Annotated in this window: 25 protein-coding genes and 6 pseudogenes; 10 read left to right on the top strand and 21 right to left on the bottom strand. The window is 45.0% G+C overall.

The genetic code is table 11. The annotated features are described in order from the left end of the window. Positions 1 to 398: 398 nt before the first annotated feature. The 5 genes and pseudogenes from BQ1619_RS01125 to BQ1619_RS01105 all read right to left on the bottom strand — a co-directional run bounded on the left by BQ1619_RS01125 (position 399) and on the right by BQ1619_RS01105 (position 3,713). A pseudogene (locus tag BQ1619_RS01125) lies at positions 399 to 1,015 on the bottom strand (riboflavin synthase). Between the two features lie 18 nt (positions 1,016 to 1,033). After that, positions 1,034 to 2,148 (bottom strand): annotated as a pseudogene (ribD, locus tag BQ1619_RS01120) (bifunctional diaminohydroxyphosphoribosylaminopyrimidine deaminase/5-amino-6-(5-phosphoribosylamino)uracil reductase RibD). Positions 2,149 to 2,283: 135 nt separating this feature from the next. Next, the gene (locus tag BQ1619_RS01115; protein WP_231968412.1) at positions 2,284 to 2,721 is read right to left on the bottom strand and encodes a GspH/FimT family pseudopilin; all 438 of its coding nucleotides are present in this window, start codon (positions 2,719 to 2,721) and stop codon (positions 2,284 to 2,286) included. After that, a complete protein-coding gene (locus BQ1619_RS01110) occupies positions 2,714 to 2,935 on the bottom strand; it encodes a hypothetical protein (RefSeq protein ID WP_231968410.1) in 222 nt (73 codons plus the stop codon). Before BQ1619_RS01110 ends, BQ1619_RS01115 begins: the two co-directional genes overlap by 8 nt. A gap of 4 nt (positions 2,936 to 2,939) precedes the next feature. After that, positions 2,940 to 3,713, bottom strand: a complete 774-nt coding sequence (locus BQ1619_RS01105) for a hypothetical protein (RefSeq protein WP_114661740.1) — start codon at positions 3,711 to 3,713, stop codon at positions 2,940 to 2,942. Between the two features lie 358 nt (positions 3,714 to 4,071). On the opposite strand from BQ1619_RS01105, the pseudogene ribBA reads away from it, so the two are divergent. From ribBA to BQ1619_RS10140, 4 genes and pseudogenes are all read left to right on the top strand, one after another. Next, positions 4,072 to 5,204: pseudogene (ribBA, locus tag BQ1619_RS01100) on the top strand (bifunctional 3,4-dihydroxy-2-butanone-4-phosphate synthase/GTP cyclohydrolase II). Positions 5,205 to 5,240: 36 nt separating this feature from the next. Then, positions 5,241 to 5,759, top strand: a complete 519-nt coding sequence (gene ribH / locus BQ1619_RS01095; protein ID WP_114661738.1) for a 6,7-dimethyl-8-ribityllumazine synthase — start codon at positions 5,241 to 5,243, stop codon at positions 5,757 to 5,759. Between the two features lies 1 nt (position 5,760). Continuing rightward, positions 5,761 to 6,288: a transcription antitermination factor NusB gene (gene nusB, locus BQ1619_RS01090; RefSeq protein ID WP_114661736.1), complete on the top strand. Its 528-nt coding sequence runs from the start codon at positions 5,761 to 5,763 to the stop codon at positions 6,286 to 6,288. Between the two features lie 141 nt (positions 6,289 to 6,429). Beyond that, a pseudogene (locus BQ1619_RS10140) lies at positions 6,430 to 7,293 on the top strand (aldehyde dehydrogenase family protein); the annotation flags it as partial. Positions 7,294 to 7,384: 91 nt separating this feature from the next. Here BQ1619_RS10140 and trmB read toward each other — a convergent pair. The 4 genes and pseudogenes from trmB to BQ1619_RS01065 form a co-directional block, all read right to left on the bottom strand. Beyond that, positions 7,385 to 8,200 carry a tRNA (guanosine(46)-N7)-methyltransferase TrmB gene (gene trmB / locus BQ1619_RS01080; protein WP_114661734.1) on the bottom strand — a complete coding sequence of 272 codons (816 nt, stop codon included), beginning with the start codon at positions 8,198 to 8,200 and terminating at the stop codon, positions 7,385 to 7,387. A gap of 1 nt (position 8,201) precedes the next feature. Beyond that, positions 8,202 to 9,141 (bottom strand): annotated as a pseudogene (locus BQ1619_RS01075) (UDP-glucuronic acid decarboxylase family protein). A gap of 23 nt (positions 9,142 to 9,164) precedes the next feature. Beyond that, positions 9,165 to 9,623, bottom strand: a complete 459-nt coding sequence (locus BQ1619_RS01070) for a DUF2721 domain-containing protein (protein WP_114661732.1) — start codon at positions 9,621 to 9,623, stop codon at positions 9,165 to 9,167. A 24-nt stretch (positions 9,624 to 9,647) separates the two neighbouring features. Next, positions 9,648 to 10,493, bottom strand: a complete 846-nt coding sequence (locus BQ1619_RS01065) for an undecaprenyl-diphosphate phosphatase (protein ID WP_114661730.1) — start codon at positions 10,491 to 10,493, stop codon at positions 9,648 to 9,650. A gap of 227 nt (positions 10,494 to 10,720) precedes the next feature. On the opposite strand from BQ1619_RS01065, the gene BQ1619_RS08880 reads away from it, so the two are divergent. The 4 genes from BQ1619_RS08880 to BQ1619_RS08865 are packed head-to-tail and all read left to right on the top strand — an operon-like array spanning position 10,721 to position 11,993. Further along, positions 10,721 to 11,203 carry a TolC family protein gene (locus BQ1619_RS08880; protein ID WP_197711806.1) on the top strand — a complete coding sequence of 161 codons (483 nt, stop codon included), beginning with the start codon at positions 10,721 to 10,723 and terminating at the stop codon, positions 11,201 to 11,203. Positions 11,204 to 11,218: 15 nt separating this feature from the next. Then, positions 11,219 to 11,473 carry a TolC family protein gene (locus tag BQ1619_RS08875; protein ID WP_197711805.1) on the top strand — a complete coding sequence of 85 codons (255 nt, stop codon included), beginning with the start codon at positions 11,219 to 11,221 and terminating at the stop codon, positions 11,471 to 11,473. Further along, on the top strand, positions 11,437 to 11,661 hold the full coding sequence (locus BQ1619_RS08870; protein WP_197711804.1) for a hypothetical protein: 225 nt from the start codon (positions 11,437 to 11,439) through the stop codon (positions 11,659 to 11,661). The genes BQ1619_RS08875 and BQ1619_RS08870 overlap by 37 nt, the downstream gene beginning before the upstream one ends. Positions 11,662 to 11,672: 11 nt before the next feature. Further along, complete coding sequence (locus BQ1619_RS08865) at positions 11,673 to 11,993, top strand: TolC family protein (RefSeq protein WP_197711803.1); 321 nt, start codon at positions 11,673 to 11,675, stop codon at positions 11,991 to 11,993. Between the two features lie 162 nt (positions 11,994 to 12,155). On the opposite strand, the gene waaC is transcribed toward BQ1619_RS08865, so the two are convergent. From waaC to BQ1619_RS01000, 12 genes are all read right to left on the bottom strand, one after another. Then, the gene (gene waaC, locus BQ1619_RS01055; protein WP_114661728.1) at positions 12,156 to 13,202 is read right to left on the bottom strand and encodes a lipopolysaccharide heptosyltransferase I; all 1,047 of its coding nucleotides are present in this window, start codon (positions 13,200 to 13,202) and stop codon (positions 12,156 to 12,158) included. After that, positions 13,202 to 13,777, bottom strand: coding sequence for a dTDP-4-dehydrorhamnose 3,5-epimerase (gene rfbC / locus BQ1619_RS01050; RefSeq protein WP_114661726.1), 576 nt, complete (start codon positions 13,775 to 13,777; stop codon positions 13,202 to 13,204). Before rfbC ends, waaC begins: the two co-directional genes overlap by 1 nt. Before the next feature lie 32 nt (positions 13,778 to 13,809). Further along, positions 13,810 to 14,715: a glucose-1-phosphate thymidylyltransferase RfbA gene (rfbA, locus tag BQ1619_RS01045; protein WP_114661725.1), complete on the bottom strand. Its 906-nt coding sequence runs from the start codon at positions 14,713 to 14,715 to the stop codon at positions 13,810 to 13,812. Positions 14,716 to 14,749: 34 nt separating this feature from the next. Beyond that, entirely contained in the window at positions 14,750 to 15,688 is a 939-nt protein-coding gene (gene rfbD / locus BQ1619_RS01040; RefSeq protein ID WP_114661724.1) for a dTDP-4-dehydrorhamnose reductase, read from the bottom strand. Positions 15,689 to 15,695: 7 nt separating this feature from the next. Continuing rightward, positions 15,696 to 16,760: a dTDP-glucose 4,6-dehydratase gene (gene rfbB / locus BQ1619_RS01035; RefSeq protein WP_114661723.1), complete on the bottom strand. Its 1,065-nt coding sequence runs from the start codon at positions 16,758 to 16,760 to the stop codon at positions 15,696 to 15,698. Between the two features lie 23 nt (positions 16,761 to 16,783). Continuing rightward, positions 16,784 to 17,683, bottom strand: coding sequence for a DUF6492 family protein (locus BQ1619_RS01030; protein WP_114661722.1), 900 nt, complete (start codon positions 17,681 to 17,683; stop codon positions 16,784 to 16,786). Continuing rightward, entirely contained in the window at positions 17,680 to 19,041 is a 1,362-nt protein-coding gene (locus BQ1619_RS01025; protein WP_231968404.1) for a glycosyltransferase family protein, read from the bottom strand. Before BQ1619_RS01025 ends, BQ1619_RS01030 begins: the two co-directional genes overlap by 4 nt. Before the next feature lie 15 nt (positions 19,042 to 19,056). After that, positions 19,057 to 20,040 (bottom strand): aspartate carbamoyltransferase catalytic subunit, encoded by a 984-nt coding sequence (locus tag BQ1619_RS01020; protein ID WP_114661721.1) that lies wholly within the window; start codon positions 20,038 to 20,040, stop codon positions 19,057 to 19,059. Continuing rightward, complete coding sequence (gene pyrR, locus BQ1619_RS01015) at positions 20,040 to 20,540, bottom strand: bifunctional pyr operon transcriptional regulator/uracil phosphoribosyltransferase PyrR (RefSeq protein WP_114663461.1); 501 nt, start codon at positions 20,538 to 20,540, stop codon at positions 20,040 to 20,042. The genes BQ1619_RS01020 and pyrR overlap by 1 nt, the downstream gene beginning before the upstream one ends. Positions 20,541 to 20,560: 20 nt before the next feature. Continuing rightward, the gene (ruvX, locus tag BQ1619_RS01010) at positions 20,561 to 20,989 is read right to left on the bottom strand and encodes a Holliday junction resolvase RuvX (RefSeq protein ID WP_231968402.1); all 429 of its coding nucleotides are present in this window, start codon (positions 20,987 to 20,989) and stop codon (positions 20,561 to 20,563) included. Continuing rightward, positions 20,990 to 21,529, bottom strand: a complete 540-nt coding sequence (locus BQ1619_RS01005; RefSeq protein WP_231968618.1) for a YqgE/AlgH family protein — start codon at positions 21,527 to 21,529, stop codon at positions 20,990 to 20,992. A 113-nt stretch (positions 21,530 to 21,642) separates the two neighbouring features. Further along, positions 21,643 to 22,323 (bottom strand): YdcF family protein, encoded by a 681-nt coding sequence (locus BQ1619_RS01000; protein ID WP_231968400.1) that lies wholly within the window; start codon positions 22,321 to 22,323, stop codon positions 21,643 to 21,645. Between the two features lie 230 nt (positions 22,324 to 22,553). On the opposite strand from BQ1619_RS01000, the pseudogene BQ1619_RS10135 reads away from it, so the two are divergent. After that, positions 22,554 to 23,899: pseudogene (locus tag BQ1619_RS10135) on the top strand (cryptochrome/photolyase family protein). A gap of 22 nt (positions 23,900 to 23,921) precedes the next feature. Beyond that, positions 23,922 to 24,761 (top strand): symmetrical bis(5'-nucleosyl)-tetraphosphatase, encoded by an 840-nt coding sequence (locus BQ1619_RS00990; RefSeq protein ID WP_114661716.1) that lies wholly within the window; start codon positions 23,922 to 23,924, stop codon positions 24,759 to 24,761. Positions 24,762 to 24,763 lie beyond the last annotated feature (2 nt).

Here is a 24,763-nt window from a genome sequence, read left to right as displayed (position 1 = left end):
TGTCAGCAAAAGCATATGAAACTCTCCTTGAGCGCATAGATATCTTATCTCATCAAAACAGTTAAAGAGCGCAAAGGCGGCAAAACTATCAAGGTAAAACTTGACCAGATTTAGCGTTGAGTTTCACGTACTTGCACTTAAAGAATGGCAAAAATTAGACAATTCCGTACGAGAGCAATTTAAAAAGCAGCTAGAAAAACGCATCATTAGCCCCAGAGTTGTTTCAGCAAAACTTAGCGGCGAATTGACTAACTTTTTAAAGTTAAACTTAGATCTCTCGGCTATAGACTGGTCTACGAAGTCATTGATCATCGCCTAGTCATTATTGTTATTACGGTAGGCAAAAGAGAGCGCGATGAAGTTTATCGCCAAGCTTCCAAACGAAAATGAAGTGGATTTTACTTTGCTTGAGATTCAAGCATGCGCGTTACGTAACGCGCAATAAAATCAACCTCTAGATTGACAGCATCGCCTGACTGCAAATTTCCCAACGTTGTACTGTGCAGTGTATGTGGTATTAAATTGATGTCCACAACACAAAAATCGGCACTATCTTCAGTTTGATTGACGGTCAGCGAGACACCATTAACCACAATCGATCCCTTGTATGCCAAAAATGGAGCCAACTTTTTAGGGGCGGCAATGCGCAACAACCAAGATCCATAGGCATCTTGAGCGACTTGCGCAAAATGGACTACTTTGTCCATTCCATCCACATGACCACTTACCAAATGACCGCCAAGTCGATCATTCAAGCGCAGTGCTTTTTCCAAATTGACTGGCCCCACTTTATCAAGACCAACCGTTTTATTGAGTGACTCACGCGAAATATCTAAAGCAAACGTATTGCCTTCAAAATTGGTAGCAGTCATGCAAGCACCCTGAATAGCGATGCTATCTCCTAGGGCTACATCATCTAAATATCCTGAGGCACCTCAACAATTAGATGCAAGCCATCGCCTTTGGCTTCTGCACGCTTAATCTGACCAACAGCAGTAATGATTCCAGTAAACATAAAGTGATTTTAGTTTGTTTAACGTCTAATTAATCTGAGTCTCAAGTCCTCGCCAATAATCTGCTGGTCAGTGAGCATCCAGCTCTCACGGACGTTTACAAACTCTAAGGTTGGTAGATTGGCCATTCCAATGCCGTCTCCCATAAAGAATGGGGCGTAATAGATTAATAACTCATCAACACAACCCTCTCGGAGCATTGAGCCATTGAGCTTAAAGCCAGCCTCAACATGGATTTCATTCATTTCACGTTCTTGAGCTAGATAGGCAAAGAGCTTTGACAGATCAACTTTTCCCGAGCCATTTTCGAATGCAATAACCTCGACACCTTTTGCCTCGAATTCTTTTGCTTTTTGCAAACGTTCAGGGCTATCGAGATTCGCACACACAATCGTGACGCCGGATTGATCGAGATTACTCAGAATTTTTGCGGTTATCGGTGTCTCTAGTTTCGAATCCACAATAATGCGCCAAGGTTGTCGCTGGATAGCAACATCACGCACATTGAGAATAGGATCATCTTCTTTAACGGTCCCAACCCCCGTGACGATCGCACAGGCTTGCGCACGCCAATGGTGGCCATCCGCTCTCGCTGATGACCCAGTAATCCACTGACTCTCGCCATTTGGTAAAGCCGTTTTTCCATCCAGAGTAGCCGCAATTTTCAAGCGCACCCATGGCAGACCGCGGGTCATCCTCGATATAAAGCCGCAATTTAATGCTTGAGCCTCTGACTCCAATAAACCGACGTGGACCTCAATACCTGCCGCTCTTAATCTTTCTAAACCCTTACCCGCAACCAAGGGGTTGGGGTCAACCATTACAGCAATCACTTTTGCTGGCTTAGCAGCAATTAATGCATCAACGCAGGGAGGCGTTCGTCCTGTGTGATTACATGGCTCCAAGGTGACATAAATGGTCGACCCGGCTGGATCCTGACCATTTGCTTGGACGTCATGAAGCGCTTGAACCCAGCATGGGGCGCACCAGCAGGTTGTGTAAACCCACGTCCGATAACTTGTCCATTTCGAACAATGACGCAGCCCACCCGAGGGTTGGGGTTGGATAAATACAACGCTTTCTGGGATTCAGCGAGTGCCTCGCCCATCCATTGGTGATCAACAGCGGTATACATGTGCCTATTAAACCATGCAATGGCAGCGCTTCACATCCCTCTTAGGATCACAGATGCGCCAACGCCCTCCACTGCCCAAAATGAGGCGCTGCTCTAAATCTGAGGCACGCTGATGACCAAAGATAAGACGATTGGCTACAAAGCCCCATGAGCAGTTTTAGCAGCGCCAGCCGCATTAAATACAATACCCACTCTTTTGGTATGCTGGTCAATAAAGTGCCTAGCGCCGTCTTTGATAAAAACCGGGTCGAATTTTGAATGGGCTAGCCAAATTTTTGGCATGCAATGAGATTGACCAAGACGTTCAGTGCAGCCGGCTTGAATAATCCACCCCTCATTCCAATTACCTTCCAATCTGGGCTCAAGCTTGACTGACTCACTCAAATGCAATGCTTGCTGTCGAGCAAAATGAGCATGGGCAATAAATCTTCTTGCAATCGCATCTATTTCGCGAGCGGCAATTTGTTGCTGCAATAGCGGCATGGTGATTGTTGCGGATATTGCTACGATTAAAACAACCGCCAATAATTCCAATAAGCTCGCGCCACTGTCTTGAGCGATAACCTCATTCAAAAGCTTGGCGCCAATTTAACGTTGTCACAGCACCCGTTTTTTCATTGACATACACGCGTACCTGAAGTGTGGGCTTTGCTTTACTGGAAATGAGCCAGTGATGATTTTCTGTGGGCTGAATAAAACACGGAATGTTTTCTAGAGCTGATAATTTGTGGATATTTTGCTCACACTCCAGAATGGATTTCTCTGCGGCGATAAATTGCTTTTGCATTTATTCAATTGTTTGTAATTCCATCGCACGCAATGTCGTCAAGCGCTCTAAATACACAATGCTCGATGAGCAAACCAAAAGCAAAGAAATTACCCATGAAAAAACATGGCAAATTTCGGGTAGTAAAGGTGTGCTCGTACACTCTTAGAACAGAGGCTCCATCGGTCAATCCCAACTTGACTCGAAACGCCCTCTGCCCCTGTTTTGTGGATTGGTTTAGCTCCTCCACATTAAATATCTGAACTCCATTCATCAGAACAGTGTTTTGTATACGACTTTGACGATCCAAAGACTGACAAACCAATGAGCCGCTATGATTTTTCACGCTCGCTAATAAGTGATTTGATTTATTGACTAAAAATCCCTGCATGGCTAAATGATTTGTTGTTCGCTCTTTCGACAAAACATTGCCAGCGCAATCAAAATCGACTCCGGAAGATAGCCCATGTTTGATCACCAATGCATCCGATTTTTCATAACCACTCCCTTTGCGGATCTCAATCGGATTATTGGTATTTGTCTTGGTTATCATTTTGTCAATTGATTCAGCATGTTCATAACCCGCCATTCGAATCGCTCTACCAATTAACTGGAACGCACGCTCAGCCTCTGAACCTAAGATATGTAATTTTACATAAGTGATTTGTTTTGCAACTAAATCGGCACTAGTTTTATTAGCGGATTTATTAATAGTGCGCACAGGGTCAATACGATTAAGCACTCGAGAAGATTCATGCTTTGCCCCTTTCACTGTGGTATTTGAAATTCCATGTGGCATTGCTCCACCGATCTCGGTCCCAACCAGCTGCGTAAGCTCAAAAGTATCAGAATCTTCTCCCAGTTGCGCGTATCTGGCTTCTTACTGGGCCATTTTAAAACGAGCTTTTGATAAGCACCAACTGAGCTTAAATAAACTCCCACGACCAATGTCATTGCCACTAAAGCCTCTCACAAAATAAATCCATTGGGAATCGACGAAATCTCCCGATAACAGAATCGCATACGGTATTTTCTGAGGCATTCAAAGCCGTTGAAATAGGGGCTGTTGGCATATACCGTCTGAAAAAAGGAATGTCGCTGTCGGGATTCGCCGCAAAGACAACGTTAATAGCTCGCTGAGCTTAAAATAGAGCGCTATGCTAAACACCATTTCCCCTACAGAAGAAATTGCCGCCGAGCTGCGCGCTGGTCGGATGGTCATTCTGGTCGATAAGGAAGATCGCGAAAATGAAGGTGATTTAGTCCTAGCCGCTGACCATATCAGCGCTGAAGCTGTCAATTTCATGGCAAAGCATGGTCGTGGCCTTATTTGCTTAACCTTGACTCGTGAGCGCTGCCAACAGCTAAATCTGCCATTGATGGTGCGCGATAACGGCACATCCATGGGAACCAATTTCACTGCCTCTATCGAAGCTGCTAGCGGAGTCACGACTGGAATCTCAGCGGCTGATCGTGCGCATACGATTAAGACGGCTGTAGCACCAAATGCCAAACCCAATGACCTAGTTCAGTCAGGCCATATTTTTCCGATAATGGCACAACCTGGTGGCGTACTCGTTCGTTCGGGTCATACTGAAGCAGGCTGTGACCTTGCTGCCATGGCTGGTTGTTCACCAACTGCCGTTATTTGCGAAATCATGAAAGATGATGGCAGTATGGCGCGCCTTCCAGACCTATTAGAGTTTGCCAAAGAACATCAACTCAAAATTGGCAGTATTGCAGACTTGATCAAGTACCGTAGTCAAAACGAAAGCATTGTTGTACGTGAAGGTGTACGTGAATTCACTACTCCTTGTGGTCAATTTAATGGCATCATCTATCGAGATACTCCAAGCTCATGCATCCACATTGCCCTGGTTCATGGCAAACCTTCTGAAGCAACGGAAACCCTAGTTCGTGTTCATGAGCCTGTCACCGTACTCGATTTTTTAGACTCCCAAATCAGCACCCATTCATGGCCACTAGGACAGGCGCTGCAACAAATTGCTGCTGCTCCAGCGGGAGTTGCCGTTCTATTAAATTCCTCCGGAATTGCCGCTCCTGGAGATGCTGACTGGTTAGCCCAATTTTAAAAACTGAACCGATCAAACGACGCCACCCAAAAACCATTGGCTCGCAAAACCGATTTGCGTAGTTACGGTATTAGTGCTCAAATCTTGAAAGATCTTGGTGTCGGTAAGATGCGTTTGCTTGCAAACCCAAGCCAGTACCAAACCTCTCTGGATATAAACTCGAAGTAACTGGATATCTCCCTTTTCAACCAAAGTAAAAAATACAGCAAGATTTACTTTCTTAAAAGGTCATCATGACCAATTCAAACAATGATTTTGTAGGCATATTAGAAGCAGATCTCAACGGTCAAGATTTGCGGTTCGGTATCGTACAAGCCCGCTTTAATGAAGATCATTGCGTCGCACTAACGGAAGCCCCTATTCACGAACTGATTGCTTTGGATGAATCGCAATCGGATATCAAACTGGTCACCGTCCCAGGCGCATTAGAAATTCCGTTTGCCCTTCAAAAGCTGGCTGAAACAGGTGAATTTGATGGTCTGGTAGCACTAGGCGCAGTCATTCGCGGTGAGACCTACCATTTTGAATTGGTCTCGAATGAATCTGCTGCAGGGATTACGCGTATCTCGATTGACTCTAGCTTACCCATTGCTAGCGGTGTACTGACCTGCGATACCGATGAGCAAGCACAGGTACGTGTCAAGATTAAAGGTGCGGACGGCGCTAAAGCAGTCGTTGAAATGGCAAATCTAGCGCTAGCGCTCACACCAGACATTGATTTTGAAATGAATGATGGGCAAGAGGACTTTTGATATGGCTAAATCTACTTCTACTCTAAATTCTTTCATTGGATCCGCTGCCCCTGATGGCGATGAGGCTAAATCTACCGCACCAAAGCGCTCATTAACACCGCGTCGTCGTGCACGCAAATACGCGCTCCAAGGGGTATATCAAAGCTTGGTAGTGCGTCGCGCAGGAAGTTTACCTAGCAGCGCAGCGATTGCCAGGCAATTATCCGAAGATCCGGCCTTTAAACGCTGCCAACTGGATTTATTCAACAGTATTTTTCAGGGCGTCCTCGAGCGCGCTGACGAATTAGAGGCGCTTATTACCCCTGCACTTGATCGACCCATTAATGAACTCTCACCAGTAGAGCATGCCGCCCTTCTGATTGGCACCTACGAATTAGCCGCAGACATATCCGTTCCCTATAAAGTAGCCATCAATGAGGCTGTTGAACTCGCCAAAACCTTTGGGGGAACCGATGGTCACAAGTATGTCAACGGCGTGCTAGACCTATTAGCGCAAACATTGCGCGCCGCTGAAACGCAGGCCGGCTAATTTCATTTCCTAGCCTCGACCATAGAGCCCTATAAGAATTGCCTTATAGGGCTTTTTTCCTAAGAGGGGGGCTATTCCTGATGGAGATAAAATTGTTCTACGATATGCGCCCTCTCGAATTGGAATAGCTCATCATGAAAAATTGATATTCGCAGTCTTTTAAAAGATCCTAGCTTGTTCAAAGAGGAGGCTTTTGTTAATGGAGAATGGATTCGATCTTCAGAAACGTTTGCGGTTACCAATCCAGCCACAGATGAGCTGATAGCATCGGTTAGAAATCTTGCGATTGCTGATGCTACTGCAGCCATCAATGCAGCCATCAATGCAGCCGAAGCAGCATTGCCAACATGGCGCAATAAACTCGGAAAATACCGCGCGCAAATCATGCGCAAGTGGTTTGATCTCATTATTCAAAATACTCAAGATCTTGCTACGCTCATGACGCTCGAGCAAGGCAAACCCTTTCCTGAGGCTGCAGGAGAGGTGGTTTATGGCGCTTCTTTTGTAGAGTGGTTTGCAGAAGAGGCAAGCGGATTGCAGGCTCGGCTCTAACAACCACTTGGAGCGATAAACGCTTGATGGTTCTCAAGCAACCGATTGGTGTTTGCGTAGCGATTACGCCTTGGAACTTTCCAATTGCCATGATTACCCGCAAAATTGCTCGAGCGCTAGCGGCTGGCTGCACTATTGGCATCAAGCCAGCAGAACTGACGCCGCTATCTACCCTAGCTTTGGCAGAACTTGCAAAACGTGCAGGAATTCCAGATGGTGTGATCAATATCATCACCGGACGCCAACCGCTCCATTGAAATTGGTAAGGTACTTTGCGCTTCGCCCACCGTTCGTCACCTCTCGTTCATTGGATCTACTGAGGTTGGTCGCAACTTAATGGCACAATGCGCCCCAACCATTAAGAAATTAGCCCTGGAACTGGGTGGTCATGCCCCGTTCATCGTCTTTGACGATGCTGATATTGATGCCGCAGTCAGTGGCGCACTCTCGTCTTGGTCGTGAGGGTAGCGTCTATGGAATGGATGAATACCTTGAGATGAAATATGTCTGCGTTGGTCTATAGACCATAGCCCAAAACTACTACTTACTTCTTTTTATAAAGAAGATCCCAAACGCCGTGACCTAGCTTGAGACCGCGATTCTCAAACTTGGTTACTGGACGATAGCTTGGTCGCTCCACATAACCTAAATGCTGCTTAGCCAATTGCTCGGCTGTGGGCTTAAATTCATCCATCTCTTTTCCAACCGCTCGTAGATCCACTACATCATCGGCGGCATAGGTCTCTAGCGGTATCAGTTGCGTTGATGTATTTTGAAGACTACTCTCAGCATTCAATACCAAAAGTATTTGCTCGGCATAGTTATGCCAATCCGTTGCAAGATGTAAATATCCGCCAGATTTCAAACGGGAGGCGAGTAGTTTGGCAAAAGCCCCTTGAATTAAGCGACGTTTGTGATGGCGTCGTTTATGCCATGGGTCTGCAAAGTAAATATGAATTCCATCCAGAGATTCTGGGGCAATCATTTTTTCTAAGACTTCAACAGCATCATGGCGAATCAAACGTATGTTTGAAAGTTTGCCTCCCCCAATTCGCTTTAGCAATGCGCCAACGCCCGGCAAATGCACTTCAATTGCTAAAAAGTCGTCTTGATTTCGTAAGGCGGCAATTGTGGCGGTCGTCTCGCCCATGCCAAAACCAATCTCCAAGATCTTCGGCCGAGTTGATCCCGCGAAAGCGCCAACTAAATCGAGCTGCCCCTCCTGAAACGGTATCAAAAAGTGTGGACCAAGCTCATCAAGCGCTCGTTGCTGCCCAGCTGTAGTCCGCCCAGCACGCAATACAAACGAACGGATACGCTCAAAATGTTGGCCAGTCTTTTCTACAACGCCTTGACTCAACTTACGCTACAACTTTTTTAAAGTAAGCAATCGTCTCTTTCAGACCATCCTCGAGATTGACTTTAGGCTCCCAACCAAGCTTGGCCTTAGCCAACTCAATATTGGGCTGACGCTGTTTTGGATCATCGGACGGCAAAGGCTGGTGCACGATCTTGGAGTTACTGCCGGAGAGCCTGGGCACGGTTTCCGCCAATTGGCGCATAGTGAACTCACCGGGATTGCCAATATTGACGGGTCCAGTAAAGCCCTGCTCAGAGTTCATCATTTTGACCATCGCTCAATCAAATCATCCACATAGCAAAAGTTTCGCGTTTGCTGACCATCGCCATAAATCGTGGTGTCTTTGCCTTGCAATGCCTGAACAATGAAGTTGCTGACCACGCGCCCATTATTAGGGTGCATGCGTGGGCCATAGGTATTAAAAATACGCACAACTTTGATATCGAGATTGTGTTGACGGTGGTAGTCAAAGAAAAGGGTTTCGGCACAGCGTTTGCCTTCGTCGTAGCAAGAGCGAATCCCAATCGGATTAACCTTACCCCAATACCCTTCTAGCTGAGGATGTACTTCAGGATCGCCATAGACCTCGCTAGTAGATGCTTGCAAGATACGTGCTCGGGTTCTTTTGCAAGCCCCAGCATATTGATCGCACCATGCACACTGGTCTTCGTGGTTTGCACCGGGTCATATTGATAATGCACTGGGGATGCTGGACAGGCTAAGTTATAGATCTGGTTGGTTTCTACATAGAGTGGAAAGGTCACATCGTGACGCATGAGCTCTAAACGCGGATTAGGTAGTAAATGGGCCAAGTTTGCTTTAGAGCCGGTGAAGTAGTTATCCACCACCAAAACGTCATTACCCTCTTTTAGTAATTTTTCTGTGAGATGAGAGCCCAGAAAACCTGCGCCACCGGTGATGAGGATTTTGTTCATAGTCATTTCAGACTAAAGCTCTATAAAACTCAATACTGTTTTGGGAAATTCCAGCCAGCAGATCGGTATGCAAATACCACTTCAGCCAAAACAACGGATAAGGACGTCATGAAGGATAACAGACCAAATACGAAGGTCCAAATGACGTATGTTGTTTGCAACGATCGGACTGCGCCCGCTTGGAAGAAAAAGAGTTCGAGGACCGTTAGCGAAATCAATATCCCGCTGAGTACGTCAAAAAATATGGCGATAGTACAAAGGCGGCCCCGAGTCTTAAATTCATTGGCCTCTTGTTGCATATGTCTGATTGTTTTATCTTCTTTTGGGTCACCAGAGTAAAGTGCATTTTGTATTGCACGCATTCTGTCAACATTCCGAGCTAGCCGAATAGAAATGGCATTTAATAATGTTGCCACCGCTGTCAATAGAAAAACTGGCGCTAAGGCGAGTTGAATATTATTGGCAATCGCATCGATTGATACATCCATAGGATCCCTCTACTTGATAATTGATTAATGCGACCAAGCGATCAAACCGCTATAGGAAGTGATCAAAACCAATAGCCCGAACACAATGCGATACCAGGCAAATGGAATGAAATTGTGATGTGCAACATAGTGAATCAGCCAGCGTACGCAGACAAAGGCCGAAATAAATGCCGCAATAAACCCTATGGCAATCGCAATACTATAGTCTCCGGAGATGGCTACTGGATTCTTCCAAAGCTTGAGCAACTCATAAGCGGTTGCCCCACCAATAACGGGAATCGCAAGAAAAAATGAAAACTCCGTGGCGACCGCTCTGGGCAACCCAAACATCATCCCCCCAATAATGGTGGCTCCTGAGCGCGATGTTCCAGGAATTAAAGCGGCGCATTGAGCAATGCCCACCTTTAATGCATCCAGGTACGATAGATCATCCACGGAGTGGATATGGCCATTTACAGAGCCCGCAGTTTCTTGACGCTGCTCGACCCAAAAAATAATCAACGCTCCCACAATAAAAGCACTAGCAACGGGGATAGGTGAAAATAAAACCGCTTTGATGTGTTTACCAAAAATAAACCCTAGCCCCATAGCGGGCGCCGAAGCAATCAACAGATTCAAAATGAAACGTCGGGAACTCGCACTACTGACAACTGAAGAGGCAACCTTTAACAGCTTTTCACGAAATTCCCAGCAAACAGCCAAGATGGCGCCGAACTGGATAATGACCTCAAAGGCCTTGCCACGCTCATCATTAAAATCCAGCAAATCCCCAACCAAAATCAGATGACCAGTGCTGGAGATAGGCAAAAACTCTGTCAGGCCTTCAACAACACCCAAAATAACCGCTTTTAGAAGCAAGATAAGATCCATCCAGAGATTTTATAGGGTTAGAAGGCATCTCCAGCATATTTGGCAAAATGGGATGCAAATACCCACAAAAACGCATTTAGCCCTAAACTTCATGCACCCAAAAAAGTATATGAACGTAATGAGACCAGCCCGCTTTCGCCTTTCTAGATCGGCCATTTTTGGCATGATCCTGAGCCAAGCTCTCAGCCTAAATCTTTTTACATCGCCTGCGTTTGCCCAAAGCCCAAATGCGGCACCAAGACCAGCTCTACCAACACCAGATCGGCTTAGATCAGCCACCACAGATTGCACCACGACCAAGCAAAACCGCTTTACCCAATGCATTTGCACCATCCTCTGTTATTCCCAGTGCCGCCGAACAACAGAGAAAGTTGGCTGATTTAATCCAGCTCTACCAAGAGGCAGCATTTAGTGATCCCGTGCTAAACGCGGCAAGATTTAATTACCAAGCAAGTAAAGAGCTGTATTGGCAAGGCCTATCCCTACTCTTGCCACAAGCTAATGCAACGCCAACTGGAACCCGTTACTATCAGCACGGTGCTGGAACTACCGTGGTTGCAACCGGACCAGGAAATTCCAGGGTTTTCGATCAAAAGAGTTATACGGTCACATTAACCCAACCAGTTTTTAATCTCAGTGCGCTTGAAGCTTTTAAACAAGGTGACTTAAACACGAAGATTGCCGACATGCGCTTCTATTCAGCGCAATAAGACTTAATTATTCGAGTGTCACAAGCCTATTTTGATGCTTTAACGAGTCAAGATAATGTTGCCTTGTACAACAATAAAAAAGGGTTAATCAAACAGCAATTAGAGGCGGCACAGGCAAAATTTGATGCTGGATTGGCCACAATCGTTGATGTCAACACTGCGCAGGCAGCACTGGACTTAGCAAACCCTCAGGAGATAGCTGCTCAAGCTGACCTGATTGTCAAACGGGCGTCTTGGAGCAGCTTGTTGGACGCCCTGTTGGCCCCTTAAGGCCCCTGGTAAAAGAGGCAAAGATTGATGGGGTCCTTAAGGATCCACGCTCAAAAAATAAAGATGCCAAAGGTAATCCGATTGCCGATAGCGTCAATCCACAGCTGCCTCCTGGTCAGACCCTAGAGGACTGGATCAATCAAGCAGAAGCGGCAAACTTTAATGTATTCGCGCCGCTCAAGCATTAAATTATCCAACAGTGAACTTTGTTGGAACGGCTGGTTACAACACATCTAACGGCACGTCGAATAGCTACACCCCTGCTAATACCAACGTATATAAAAACACTGTTGCATTGCAGATGACTATCCCATTAGTTTTGGGAGGATTTAGCAGTTCCGTGATTCGTCAAAATGCCGCGCTAGTCGATACAGCTAGAGCAAATTACGATAACGCTCGCCGAACTGCTGCCCAAAATACTCGGGCGGCTTTTACAGGATTCTATGGTGGTCTCGCTAGTGACAAAGCCTATGAGGCAGCCGAACGTTATCAAGTTCTGCACTGGAGTCTAGCAAGCTAGGGTTTCAGGTTGGCACCTTAATCAATATCGATGTCCTAATTGCGTTAGACACCCTCATCACCACTAGATCACAGTTACAGCGGGCTCACTACAGCACAATATTGAACGTGATCAAACTAAAGGCTCATGTTGCAGCACTTACAGACGAAGATCTGATTGCTATTAATTCTTTACTCCGCTAATAAGCTCTAAAGAAGTGGCTAAAACTTCATTCATCGGTGGCGGTTGATTTATATCACCCACATTGCGAATTTTTTCCGACCAATAGCCTTCTGTTTTCCATTTTGGTGAGTCGCAATAAATTTCCACAGTGGGAACCTCCAATACGGCCGCAAGGTGAGCGAGCCCAGTGTCTACACCAACGACTAGGGCTGCTCTCTCAATAATAGAAAAAGCCTCTTCAATTGAAAACGCCTGAGGAACAATCGATCCGGGAATGTGCAAAGCAAGTTTTTGGCTAATGAGTTTCTCGGAGTCGCTTCCCCATGGCAAAACAATTTGATAACCGAGTTTTGCAATCTCTTGTCCAAGCGTAATCCAGTTCGATTGCGCCCAACGCTTAGCCTCTCTAGCAGTAGAGTGAAAAAAAATCACATACGGACTTTTCAGACCAAATGCCTCATGAGCACCAACTTGATGGATGCCCGTAGGAGAGTAAAAATCGACCCTTTCGGCTCGTCCAATTAATGGCAAATCCAAAGCCGAACAAGCGATATACCGAGAACGGTCCACTGCATGGCACTGCGAAGGCACTCGAACAGATTGGCTATAAAACATTCGAGCTAGCGGCTCATACCCAGAATATTGAGTAGCATTTGCAAGCCCTGCCACAACTGCGTTAGAGGTTTTTTTAGCAAGCGCGCAAACTATCGCGGACTTTAATAGTCCCTGGGTCTCAATGATGATATTGTATTCAACGCGCTGAAGGTCTTTCTTAAATGCAAAAAATTCGCGCCAGGCTTTCCGTTTCAATATCGATTTCTTCCAACGCCTCAGACCAAAGGGAATGATTCGGTCAATCCCCCTAAAGTCACGATTAGTAAGCAATGGGGTTAATAAGTGAACATATCCCTCTTCAACAACCCAATCAATCTGTGCATTTGGAAAACGCTTGCGAATATCCCAAACTATTGGCAAATTATGGAGAACGTCTCCCAAAGAAGACAATTTCACTAACAATATTTTTGAGGAATTGGTTGAAATAGTCATTAAAACTTGGGGGCATTTATCCAAGAAAGGCCTGCCGAGTCTCTCACATTCAGATTCGGGATGGCGCCGCTTGATAAAGGCCATTGGATTGCGACCGTAGGGTCATTCCATACCAAACAAACTTCGCTTTGGGGGTCGTAATAATCGGTCGTTTTATACAAAAATTCAGCGGTTGGTGAGAGCACCAGGAAACCATGGGCTAAACCCGGTGGAATCCACAGTTGCTTACGATTATCTGCAGTTAGCTCGATCCCAAACCATTTTCCAAAAGTGGAGGTGCTTTTTCGCAGGTCTACAGACACATCAAAAACCGCCCCCGAAATAACTCGCACCAACTTACCCTGCGTTTTTTCAAGCTGGTAATGCATACCGCGGAGCGTTGCTTGACGAGAAAAAGAATGGTTGTCTTGCACAAATTCAACTTTAAGGCCAGTTGCATGAAAAAAATCCTGGTTATTAAATGACTCCATGAACCAACCGCGCTCATCCCCAAATACTTTTGGCTCAAGTACTAAAATGCCCTCTATGGTAGTAGTTGTCGCTGAAATTTTAGGATGCGCCTTCAATTCACTCATCAGATAACTTTTTATGGCAATATTCAATCAAACTATTTGCCTTCATTTATTTCATTCAAGATTTTGTTTAAATATTGACCATAACTATTTTTGCTAAGCTGGGACGCCATTTTTGCTACCTTCTCAGCACTAATCCAATCCTGGCGAAATGCAATCTCTTCAGGACAAGCAACCATCAGCCCCTGGCGTTTTTGGAGAGTCGCAATAAAACCCGCTGCATCGAGCAAAGAGTCGTGAGTCCCCGTATCTAACCACGCGAACCCACGACCCATGATCTCCACGCTGAGTTGATTTTTTTCAAGATAGACTCGATTGACATCGGTTATCTCCAACTCGCCCCGTGCACTGGGCTTAATTGAGGCCGCAATGTCATATACTTGATTGTCATAAAAATAGAGTCCGGTGACCGCATAATTACTTTTGGGTTGAGCTGGTTTTTCTTCAATAGAACTCGCCTGATGATTTTTATCAAACTCAACCACTCCATAGCGTTTAGGATCGGTTACATGGTAAGCAAAAACGGTCGCCCCCATTTCGCGTTGATTAGCACTTTCAAGATTAGTAACTAATTCATGCCCATAGAAAATATTGTCTCCTAATACCAGTGCGCTGGGATTGTTGCCGATAAATGACTTCCCCAAGATAAAGGCTTGTGCAAGTCCATCAGGAGATGGTTGTACGCAATACTCAATGTTTAACCCCCATTGAGAGCCATCTCCAAGCAACTCAGTAAATCGTGGCGTGTCATGTGGGGTTGAAATTAACAAGATGTCACGAATTCCTGCCAACATCAAGGTTGTCAGAGGGTAATACACCATCGGCTTGTCATATACAGGCATTAATTGCTTCGACACCGCTTGCGTGACTGGGTACAAGCGGGTGCCGGTCCCGCCAGCCAAGATAATTCCCTTGCGGTTATTAGTAACACTCTTTGGCATTTTTTATGCTAGTCCAAAATAAGAAGTCAAGAAACTATTGCTCGGATAATTTCTTGACATAAGCTGCAACCTGATCACTCCATGGAGTGTTCCAATGGGGTAATTTTGACACAATAGCCAAACGTTCCAACTCCATTTGTAGCTTATCTCTAGACAAACGGGAATTCATGGGTCTTGGTGCTGGTAATGGATACTCAGATGCGGGAATCGGAGTGATCTCGGCAGGCAACATTTGAAGTTGTTGCCCACTTTCCAACGCCACTTGAGCTGCCAAACAAGCTAAACCATACCAGCTCGTTTCACCAACAGGAGCTGCATGGTAAATGCCAGAATTAAATGGCCTGACATGGTCGCGATCTAAAACGAAGTGCATGGCAACATCAGCCAACCACTCCGCATTGGTCGGGACTCCAAACTGATCATCAATCACTTTTAGCGCTGGGCGCTCTTTTGCTAATCGCAAAATCGTTCGAATAAAATTTCCACCGTCACCATAAACCCAGCTTGTTCGAAAAATTGCATATTGGGCGGTTGAATGTTGGGCAAAAACGGTCACTATGGCGTCCTCCCCAGCCTGCTTTGACTTTCCATAGATACCCAATGGATTCACCACATCATTTTCGGTATAGGTGCCCTGCTTGGATCCATCAAAAATATAATCCGTAGAAAAATGGAGTAACGCACAGCGATGCTGAACTGCATAGTTAGCCATGATGCTTGGTGCAACTGCATTAATTGAAAACGCGAGATCAGGCTCGACTTCAGCCTTGTCTACTGCAGTGTAGGCGGCAGCATTGATGATGAGATCAGGCTTATGTGCATTTAATGTGTATGTCAATTGATCCAAATTACCTAGATCACATTCAGAGCGCCCGACAAAACTAAGGTGATTGTGTTGCATGCTTGGTTGGAGCAATTGCTTTTGCAAAGCTCCCCCCAATTGACCATCTTTCCCAAAAACAAGGATATTCATGCGTTATTTATTGTTTTTGATATTGCTTTTCAAGCCATTCGCGATATGCGCCTGTCACTACTCCTTTAACCCAATCTGAGTTATCTAGGTACCACTGAATCGTTTTCCGAATTCCGGTATCAAAGGTTTCTGCAGGTCTCCAGCCCAACTCTTGTTCAACCTTACTTGCATCGATTGCGTAGCGTCGGTCGTGACCTGGCCGATCTTTAACAAATGTAATTTGATCTGCATATGATTTACGGTCATCTCGGGGACGCAATTTATCCAAAACAGAGCATATGGTTTTTACCGCCTCTATATTGGTCTTCTCATTCCAGCCGCCAATATTGTAGGTTTCCCCAAGACGCCCATTGGCCAAAACCTCACGAATCGCAGAACAGTGATCGCCCACATAAAGCCAATCGCGAATTTGCTGTCCGTCACCATAGATTGGTAATGGCTTACTGTTTAGCGCATTCAAAATAACTAAAGGAATTAATTTTTCCGGAAAGTGATAAGGGCCGTAGTTATTCGAGCAATTTGTAGTGACCACAGGGAATCCATAGGTGTGGAACCAAGCGCGCACCAAGTGATCTGAAGCTGCCTTTGAAGCTGAATATGGACTATTTGGCTCGTAAGGATTCGTCTCCTTGAAGGCTGGGTCTGATAAACCCAGAGATCCATAAACTTCGTCGGTGGAGACATGATGCAAGCGAAAACGGCCCTTATCACCATCCCCTAAACCACCCCAATATTCGCGCGCACACTCTAATAAATTGAAAGTGCCAACAACATTGGTCTGAATAAACTCAGTCGGCCCATGAATGGAACGATCGACATGACTCTCTGCGGCAAAGTTCACAATGGCACGAGGTCGGTATTTAGACAACAAGTTAGCAACTAAGACTTTATCCCCAATATCGCCCCGCACAAAAATATGTCTAGGGTCATGTTGTAAGTCACGCAAATTTTCTAAATTGCCTGCATACGTTAACTTATCTAGAGTAACAATTCCCTCATCCTCACCAGAACGGAACCAATCTAAAACAAAGTTTGCACCTATGAATCCGGCGCCCCCGGTTATCAGAATCATTTCAAATCATTTCCGTTATGAAGTTAGATAAAACTTTGTATGTAGCGCGTGCACCGCTTTATTTTTTTCAAAGATCTAGAGAAGATCGATTTCTGACTAGCGCCATAGTCAAGACCGAGATCCCAGCTTGATTGATAAATCACCCCTAGATAATTCGCCTTGAGTTTGGCAGGGGATTCACCAATTCTACGAAGAAGATAATAGTGCCAATCGTAGTAATAGACTCGGAATAACTGTTCAATAGGATGCAGGGGAATGGCTTTGAAATTTAGCAAAGCCTCTAAATAGATCAGCGTTTCAGGGTGCTCCCGTGTGCAAACGTCCCAAAAAGTTAGCCCCCTTGGCTTCATGAAGCATTCTTCAAGAGATTTCCATACCTTAGTTGACCAAATAAATGGAGGGCATGGGCAATAGTAATTGGGCCCCTGACGTTCGAATAATTTTTTAACTCTATTTCCTTCAGCAACCAGATGATCAGGTGCTTTAGCGAACCCCCGATCCACGGCAAGCTGAAAATATTCTTTATTTTGATAAATAACTGTGTAGGGATTGCCGTCGGAAGATAGAAAATCAGACCGTGAAAATTCTTTTATGAAAACACAGTCTGAATCTAGGCAAATGTAGTTCTCACATAAACCAAGACGCCAAAATTCAGATTTAATAATCTGCTGTGTTAGGCTACCTGTTTTGTTTTCTACAATTCCAGCTGGAGCGCTCGGGTTCGCTTGAATAATTGACTCATCTGAAACCCACAAATACCCCTCAGAACCAACCAACTCGATCAGCAGATCTTTGTCTGCATTTGGTGTAGAAATATAAAAGGGAATGGCATCAACATTAAATTGATTAATCGATTGCAATAATCGTTTTAAACGCAGAAAATCTTTGCGGTATGACTTACCGTAAAGAACAATATCTTTCAAGATATAAGCCTTGATTGCGTAATATGCGAAAGAATACTATGAACAGCTTGATCGACACCAATCGGCTGCAAAATCGGTTGAAGTAATCTTTTCTGCTTCCAGTCCAACCAAATTCTCTCAAGCGCCATTGCAATCTCTTCCTCATAACCATCGGCACTGAGATACGATTTTCGATCCAAAAGCATTTGATCAAGCTGAGGGTTACGGTGAGTTATGCCCCAAATGGGCCTCCCCGACCAGAGGTAATCATAGAATTTTGAGGGAATGTACTCTGCGCACCACTCATCATTGCCGTGCAGCAATATTAATACATCAGCCTCTCGCATTTTTTGAGCTACACGCTCTCGACCAGACATGCCAGTAACTGAATCCCTTTCTAATCTGCCATGTGCAATAAGGACATCAGAGTACCCGTTGTTCTGAATGCTTTCTACAGTCAACGAGTCTAATGGTGCTCCATAAGCATGAACTCTAAGACATTTTCTTGCCTCTGGGTATTTTTTAAATAGCTCAGTAGCCGCCCTAAGAATTATAGAAAGAGAGCGATCATTCGCTAGCGATCCAAAATGGCATAAATTTAAATGCTCTCCATATTGATGCTGAGAAACCTCCCGCACTTCTCCTGGAGGATTTGCTCCTGGCATCACTACAAATCCGACGGCATTATTTGCGGTATTGAGATTCGGGTTTCGAACTTTTGCGTAATGAAGAGCGCCACCCGTAAACCACCACACATAATCAGAATATTTGCACAATTGGCTTTCTAAATAATGCCTAAAACGAGCATCTCGATTTTTAGGCCTTTCAAACCCCTGATCAGTTGGGTTTTTGCGAATCACCAATGGATCATGCACCTCGGAAATTAAGGGCAGGCCCGTTGCGCGCTTTAACCATACTCCCGCCAGATGTGCAGACCACGCGCTTCCTGTTGAATATATGACATCTACCTTACCGCTACGGATCAGAAAATAACCTCGAATAAAAGCGGGTAAAGACCAAGACCACTGACTTGAGTAACCTAAAAGCAGTTTTTCGATAGCAATGAGTGGCGCCAGAAGAATGGAAACTGTTCGAGTGAGTGCCTTATAAAGAGATCCGCGCCCATACTTATTGGCAACCCAATGTCGAAAATCAAATCGGAATGCTGCAGGCCCCCATGCCAAGAATTGTTGGTGTGGAAAACGTTCGTCTTTACTACCAGTAATAGCACTAAAAACGATTGGTTGAATTCCGGACTCTAGGAAATAGGGAATCTTATCGGTAATGGTCAGGCTAGCAGCACGACCATCCATGTTGAAAGCATGCGAAAGAATTAACCAGCGCTTCTTTTCAATAGCGTTTGGAATTTCAACTTTCACTAAATTCCCATTAGCTTAATTATTTCCAGCAACAATTGACATCACTGCCATCCGGACTGCGATGCCAAAAGTAACTTGATTCAGAATCACTGACTGCGGCCCATCAGCAACTAAGGAGTCAATTTCCACCCCACGGTTCATAGGGCCTGGATGCATCACAATGGCATCTGGTTTTGCAAGGGCAAGCCTGTTTCCATACAGGCCATACTGCCTGAAGAACGCATCACCCTCCGGCACTTGTCCAGCTTCCATCCGCTCTTTCTGAATACGCAATGTCATCACTACATCGACATCTTTTAGACCCTCTTCCATGATATGGAACACTTTTACACCCATTAAGTCCAAATCACTCGGCAATAAACTTTCTGGGCCAATAGCCCGTATATCCTCACACCCTAGCGTTGTCAACGCATGAATATTGGATTTAGCTACACGACTGTGCACAATATCGCCAACAATGGCTACCTTTAAACCCTTGAAGTTCTGTTTAAAGTGACGCATCGTATACATATCCAACAGACCTTGTGTTGGATGCTGATGACTGCCATCACCCGCGTTAACAACGTGCACACGTGCCGGTACGTGATTTGCAATTTCAATTAGCGCCTTGGAAACGCTATGACGCACCACAAAAATATCAGCTTGCATTGCAACCAAGTTATCAATGGTATCGAGAAGACTCTCTCCCTTAGCAGTAGAAGAAGTCGAAATATCCAGATTGATTACATCGGCCGACAAGCGTTTTGCTGCAATCTCAAAAGTTGTTCGAGTGCGCGTAGAGTTTTCAAAAAAGAGATTGAATACACTCTTACCCCGCAGCAGCGGAACCTTTTTTACCTCTCTGGCCGGATCCGTAACGCTTACAAATTGCTTAGCGGTATCTAAAATGTGAAGAATATGCTCTTTTGGCAATCCCTCAAGAGTCAATAGGTGGGTAAGCTCGCCAGCAGAATTAAATTGATTCACCACATTAGCCCTCGAGTTGGTTTCGGAACTCATTATTCTCGATCCTCCAGCACAAAGCTAAATCTTCCTTGCTCATCCCTCTCTAAAACGAGAATTTGATTCTCAGGAATTTGCGCATGCTCTCCGACAAAATTTGCGTAAACGGGTAATTCACGCTTGTCACGATCTGCAAGCACCATGAGCTCAACATGCACCGGTCTTCCAAAATCAAATAATTCGTTTAAGGCTGCGCGTACTGTTCTACCGGTCAATAAAACATCATCAACCAAAATAATATTTGCACCATTTACTTCATAGGGCAAATGGGTTGTCATCGTGCTGGCGGTACGCAATGCTGTCATCCCTTTCTCCGCATAATCATCTCGATGAAAGGCAACATTAATTATTCCATAATGCGGCAAACCCAAATCCCTAGCTAAGCGTTCAGCAATCCAGGCTCCGCCCATAGCTAACCCCGCAAGCTCGAAAGAGCCCTGCTGCATTTTTTTCTGCAAGGCATCCAGTAATTTTTGATACAGCAATTCAGCGTTCATCAATGTTCTAACACTCAAATTCAATCGATTTCAGATGGTGGCATCTCTGCAAAATACTGCTCCAATAGGAGGGCGGCAGTATGCGCATCTAGATTGTCTCGCATCTTGGTGTTACCCTCCAAAATTACTGAGCTATAACGTTCATCGACCCATGCTACTGGCAAATTTAGGCGCCCTTGCAATTGATTGCCAAAACGGGTTGCCTTCACAGTCATTTCATGCTCTCCCCCATCAGGATGGACTGGGCGGCCGACGACTAAAACATTTGGTTGCCACTCCTTTACCAAGCCCTGAATCTCCCGAAAAAGAGCGTCACTACTAGGGGCCACGATTGCCTTGAGCGCTTGCCCTATTTTTGTTACTGAATTTCCAACCGCTACACCTACACGCTTAGTTCCATAATCAAATGCTATTACAGTAATTGGCATATGAACGAACGCATCCGTCATCTAAGCGTGCCCCGCCTCACCAGACAGCGCAGATAAATCAAACCCAAGGTAACTCATAATCTTTTCGTAACGCCGACTGTAGGGTGTATTGAAAATAATGTCCATCATTTGCTCGCGCGATAGGGGTACATTCATCCAGCCATTTAAGGTAATTTCTTCTTCGAGTTGGCCAGCACCCCATCCCGCATAACCCAAGGTCATCAAGAATTTCCTTGGGCCATTCCCCAAAGCAACTGCCTCAAGGACGTCTTTTGACGTAGTCATCGTCAATCCACCCGGAATAATGAGCGAAGAGCTGTAAGAGAGTTGTGGATTAGACTCGTGAAGAACAAAACCGCGCTCTACTTGTACTGGCCCACCAAAGTACACAGATTGCTCCAGCAATGGAGCAATCTCGAGCTTAAATTCGATCTTGTCGAATAACGTAGCCAGATCAACTTCGGTAGGTTTATTAACTACCAAACCCATCGCGCCACGCTCATTATGCTCAAACAGATAAATAACTGAATTGGCAAAATTAGGATCCACCATCCCTGGCATCGAAATCAAAAACTGATTAGCCAAATGATTCGCGGAATAAGAGATCAAAGACCCAGGGTCGGAATCTTGGGGGCTTTGTTGACCTTAGTCATATTCCCTATTTTAACGAATATCTAGATTTTTCCAGTAGACCAGTACGCCAATGTTCCAATAGCTTCATGCACTAGCTTATTCCAATTTTGCATGCCATTTTCTAAATCAAATGCTCTCCACTGAAGACTGTTTGCCGTTTGATAATCGACGGGAACGGGAATGACGGAAATTCCTTGCTTTTCGAAAATTTTGATCGATCGATACATGTGGCTTGCTGATGTAATCAATAACCAAGGCTTCAAAGAACCCGCCTCATTCTTCAGTCCGTACTCTTGAATCATGGGCTTCATATACAAAACGTTCTCATAGGTATTTCGGGATTGCTTTTCATAATGAGCTGTTTTATCAGTCATTTGAGTCAACCCTTGCTCAGCAATGAGTTGCTTAAAAGCGTCAGCCTCGGAGATGCCTGTTGGATTAATGCGCCCAGAAAACCCACTAAAAATAAAGTGGGGGCTTGGATACTGACGAATCAACTCAAAAGCTTTTGTCACTCTTTCTGCTGATGAGTAAATAGAAACCTCTTCACGATCTTGAGCAATTTGACCCCCTTCGACCGCTCCACCCAAGATAATGATTCCCCCAATATCACTCTCAGAGTAACTTGATAAAGATGCTTTAGGAATAGCATCTTCCAGAATTTGCAACCCAAACTCTGAGGCCGGCAACCATCCGACAATCAAAAAATCAATCAGGGCCAATAGTAAAAACCGCTTACATATTTGTAGTTTTCTGAGGGAAAGAAATAGAAGGGCTAGAAAAACAAAAACAATCGCCCAATTCAGGGGCTCAATGCAAAACTGAACTATCTTCGAGAGAGTAAAAAAGATCGTATCCATGATTACCGTCGATCTTAACCCTTTTAATGTAGAGCCCTCCAACAAATTTCCTCAATAAGCCCTAATATTAGGGCCATACAAAATGCACTCGTTTGGCTTCGCGCGACCTTCGCCTTTATGACAATGCGGCCCTTCATCACGCCCTAAAAGCGAGCAAACAGGTCTGGTTAACCTTTATTTTTTGACTCCGAGATTCTTGAACCCTTAATACGGGGCGAACTTGATGCCAATGGCCTGAAACATGATCGAAGAGTCGACTTTATTTGGCAGGGCATCCAGCAGATTGCTGATGAACTGAGAAAACTAGGCGGCGGTCTTATCGTTCAATATGGCAAACCCACAGAGTGCATTCCGCTAATTGCAAAAGAATTGGGTGTTCAAACGATATTTACTAATCGCGATTACGAACCTTCAGCCATTCATCTTGATGAAAATGTCAAAAAACAACTAGAAAAGCTTGGCATTCAATTTGAGAGCTTTAAAGATCAGGTCATTTTTGAGAAAAAAGAAATTCTGACCAACTCGAATACCGTCTTTTCGATATTTACGCCCTATAAAAATAATTGGCTAAAAACATTACAAGAAAAAGATTTGGTCACTTATGAATGCAAGCTCCAATCGGGGCAGATCGCCCCAATGCCCAAGAAATTGGATTCAACGCTTCCTTCGCTAGAGTCTATGGGTTTTTGCCCAACCGGTATAGAGACTTACCTGCCGCAAAGGTCACCGCATGCTGCTCAGCAATGCCAAGTCGGTAGAGACTTTCCAGCCATAAAAGGTCAGCTACCTTTCTACTCACCTTCGCTTTGGCATGCTATATATTCGGGGTTTGGTACGCGAAGCTCACCGCCGCATGCTTGCAGGCAGTATGGTGGCCACAATCTGGCTAAGTGAGCTGATATGGCGTGATTTTTATTTCATGATTTTGGCGAATCATCCCCGCCTAGCAAAGGGCGCATCGTTTAAACCAGACTATGACAATATTGTTTGGGAAAGCGGATCCTCTGCTAAGAAATTATTTCAAGCATGGTGCGAGGGTAAAACAGGATACCCTCTAGTGGATGCAGCAATGCATCAACTGAACCAAACGGGCTATATGCACAATCGCTTACGCAATGACTTTGAGCTCTCCTCGAAAAATGGAGGCTGGCAGTGGGCCTCCTCCTCGGGATGCGATGCGCAACCCTACTTTCGGATTTTCAATCCCATTACCCAATCTGAAAAATTTGATCCTGAGGGTAAATTTATTCGCCGCTATCTCCCTCAACTTGAAAAGCTTTCCAAAAAATCCATTCATGCGCCTTGGAAAGCAGGTCATATTGAATTAGAGGCGGCTGGCATTACTTTGGGTCGAGACTATCCTTTGCCTGTAGTAGATCATGACGAGGCTCGCAAGAAGACTTTAATTCGCTATAGCGTTGTCAAAAAAGTCGATTAATTTCTTGCGTTTAAAATAGAGTATGAACAAAATTTTTGCAGTCGGAGATGTGCAGGGATGCGCACCTTCGCTCAAAGCCCTTTTAAAGAAACTCCCAAAAAAATCTAAAATGATTTTTTTGGGAGATCTTGTTAATCGAGGCCCAAATTCATTAGGGGCATTGCGCCAACTCAAGGCCCTACAGGAATCCGGTCGTGCGGAATGTATTCTGGGCAATCACGATCTCCACCTTCTAGCAATTGATGCTGGCATCCGTAAATTAAAACCGCTTGATACCGTAGCACCGATCCTAAAAGCTCCAGATCGCAAAGAATTGATTCATTGGGTTAGAAATAGACCATTAGCCTTGAGTAATGGCAAAGTACTCGCTGTACACGCTGGCGTTCTCCCGCAATGGGATTTAGAGCAAACTATTGAATGCGCTCATGAGGTTGAAAAAGTTTTACGTAGCAAGTCTTATAAAACGTTTTTAGCCAGCATGTATGGCAATACACCTAGCAAATGGAGTAACTCCCTTAAAGGACATGATCGACTACGAGTGATCACAAATGCGCTCACAAGAATGCGCTTTTGTACTCCAACTGGCAGGATGGAGTTTGATAGCAAAGAGGGCTTGGAGAGTGGTCCCAAAGGATTCATTCCCTGGTTCAAGGTACCTAAACGAAAAACTCAAGATGCCGTGATTTATTTTGGTCACTGGTCAACACTGGGACTGCTGCGCGATCAAAATGTTGTGGGTCTTGATACGGGATGCGTATGGGGCGGAAAACTCACCGCTATGGAAATTTCCGCAACAAACCGAGATATGAAGAAATCTCAAATCATCCAGGTAGCTGGATACGACCATCCTTTGCGGGTCTGATG

It is taken from the genome of Polynucleobacter necessarius (genome assembly GCF_900095195.1).
Classification (GTDB): Bacteria; Pseudomonadota; Gammaproteobacteria; order Burkholderiales; family Burkholderiaceae; genus Polynucleobacter; species Polynucleobacter necessarius_G.
Note: the sequence above shows the minus strand (reverse complement) of the source record. Positions and strands in the feature narration are given on the sequence as shown.

What these genes read in the sequence shown, in the direction of transcription:
- BQ1619_RS01110 (WP_231968410.1), bottom strand. Translation starts at nt 2,935, where the DNA reads ATGCAAAAGCAATTTATCGCCGCAGAGAAATCCATTCTGGAGTGTGAG.
- BQ1619_RS01105 (WP_114661740.1), bottom strand. Translation starts at nt 3,713, where the DNA reads ATGCCACATGGAATTTCAAATACCACAGTGAAAGGGGCAAAGCATGAA.
- ribH (WP_114661738.1), top strand. Translation starts at nt 5,241, where the DNA reads ATGACCAATTCAAACAATGATTTTGTAGGCATATTAGAAGCAGATCTC.
- nusB (WP_114661736.1), top strand. Translation starts at nt 5,761, where the DNA reads ATGGCTAAATCTACTTCTACTCTAAATTCTTTCATTGGATCCGCTGCC.
- BQ1619_RS01070 (WP_114661732.1), bottom strand. Translation starts at nt 9,623, where the DNA reads ATGGATGTATCAATCGATGCGATTGCCAATAATATTCAACTCGCCTTA.
- BQ1619_RS01065 (WP_114661730.1), bottom strand. Translation starts at nt 10,493, where the DNA reads ATGGATCTTATCTTGCTTCTAAAAGCGGTTATTTTGGGTGTTGTTGAA.
- BQ1619_RS08880 (WP_197711806.1), top strand. Translation starts at nt 10,721, where the DNA reads ATGCGGCACCAAGACCAGCTCTACCAACACCAGATCGGCTTAGATCAG.
- waaC (WP_114661728.1), bottom strand. Translation starts at nt 13,202, where the DNA reads ATGACTATTTCAACCAATTCCTCAAAAATATTGTTAGTGAAATTGTCT.
- rfbC (WP_114661726.1), bottom strand. Translation starts at nt 13,777, where the DNA reads ATGAGTGAATTGAAGGCGCATCCTAAAATTTCAGCGACAACTACTACC.
- rfbA (WP_114661725.1), bottom strand. Translation starts at nt 14,715, where the DNA reads ATGCCAAAGAGTGTTACTAATAACCGCAAGGGAATTATCTTGGCTGGC.
- rfbD (WP_114661724.1), bottom strand. Translation starts at nt 15,688, where the DNA reads ATGAATATCCTTGTTTTTGGGAAAGATGGTCAATTGGGGGGAGCTTTG.
- rfbB (WP_114661723.1), bottom strand. Translation starts at nt 16,760, where the DNA reads ATGATTCTGATAACCGGGGGCGCCGGATTCATAGGTGCAAACTTTGTT.
- BQ1619_RS01020 (WP_114661721.1), bottom strand. Translation starts at nt 20,040, where the DNA reads ATGAGTTCCGAAACCAACTCGAGGGCTAATGTGGTGAATCAATTTAAT.
- pyrR (WP_114663461.1), bottom strand. Translation starts at nt 20,540, where the DNA reads ATGAACGCTGAATTGCTGTATCAAAAATTACTGGATGCCTTGCAGAAA.
- ruvX (WP_231968402.1), bottom strand. Translation starts at nt 20,989, where the DNA reads ATGACGGATGCGTTCGTTCATATGCCAATTACTGTAATAGCATTTGAT.
- BQ1619_RS01005 (WP_231968618.1), bottom strand. Translation starts at nt 21,529, where the DNA reads ATGCCAGGGATGGTGGATCCTAATTTTGCCAATTCAGTTATTTATCTG.
- BQ1619_RS00990 (WP_114661716.1), top strand. Translation starts at nt 23,922, where the DNA reads ATGAACAAAATTTTTGCAGTCGGAGATGTGCAGGGATGCGCACCTTCG.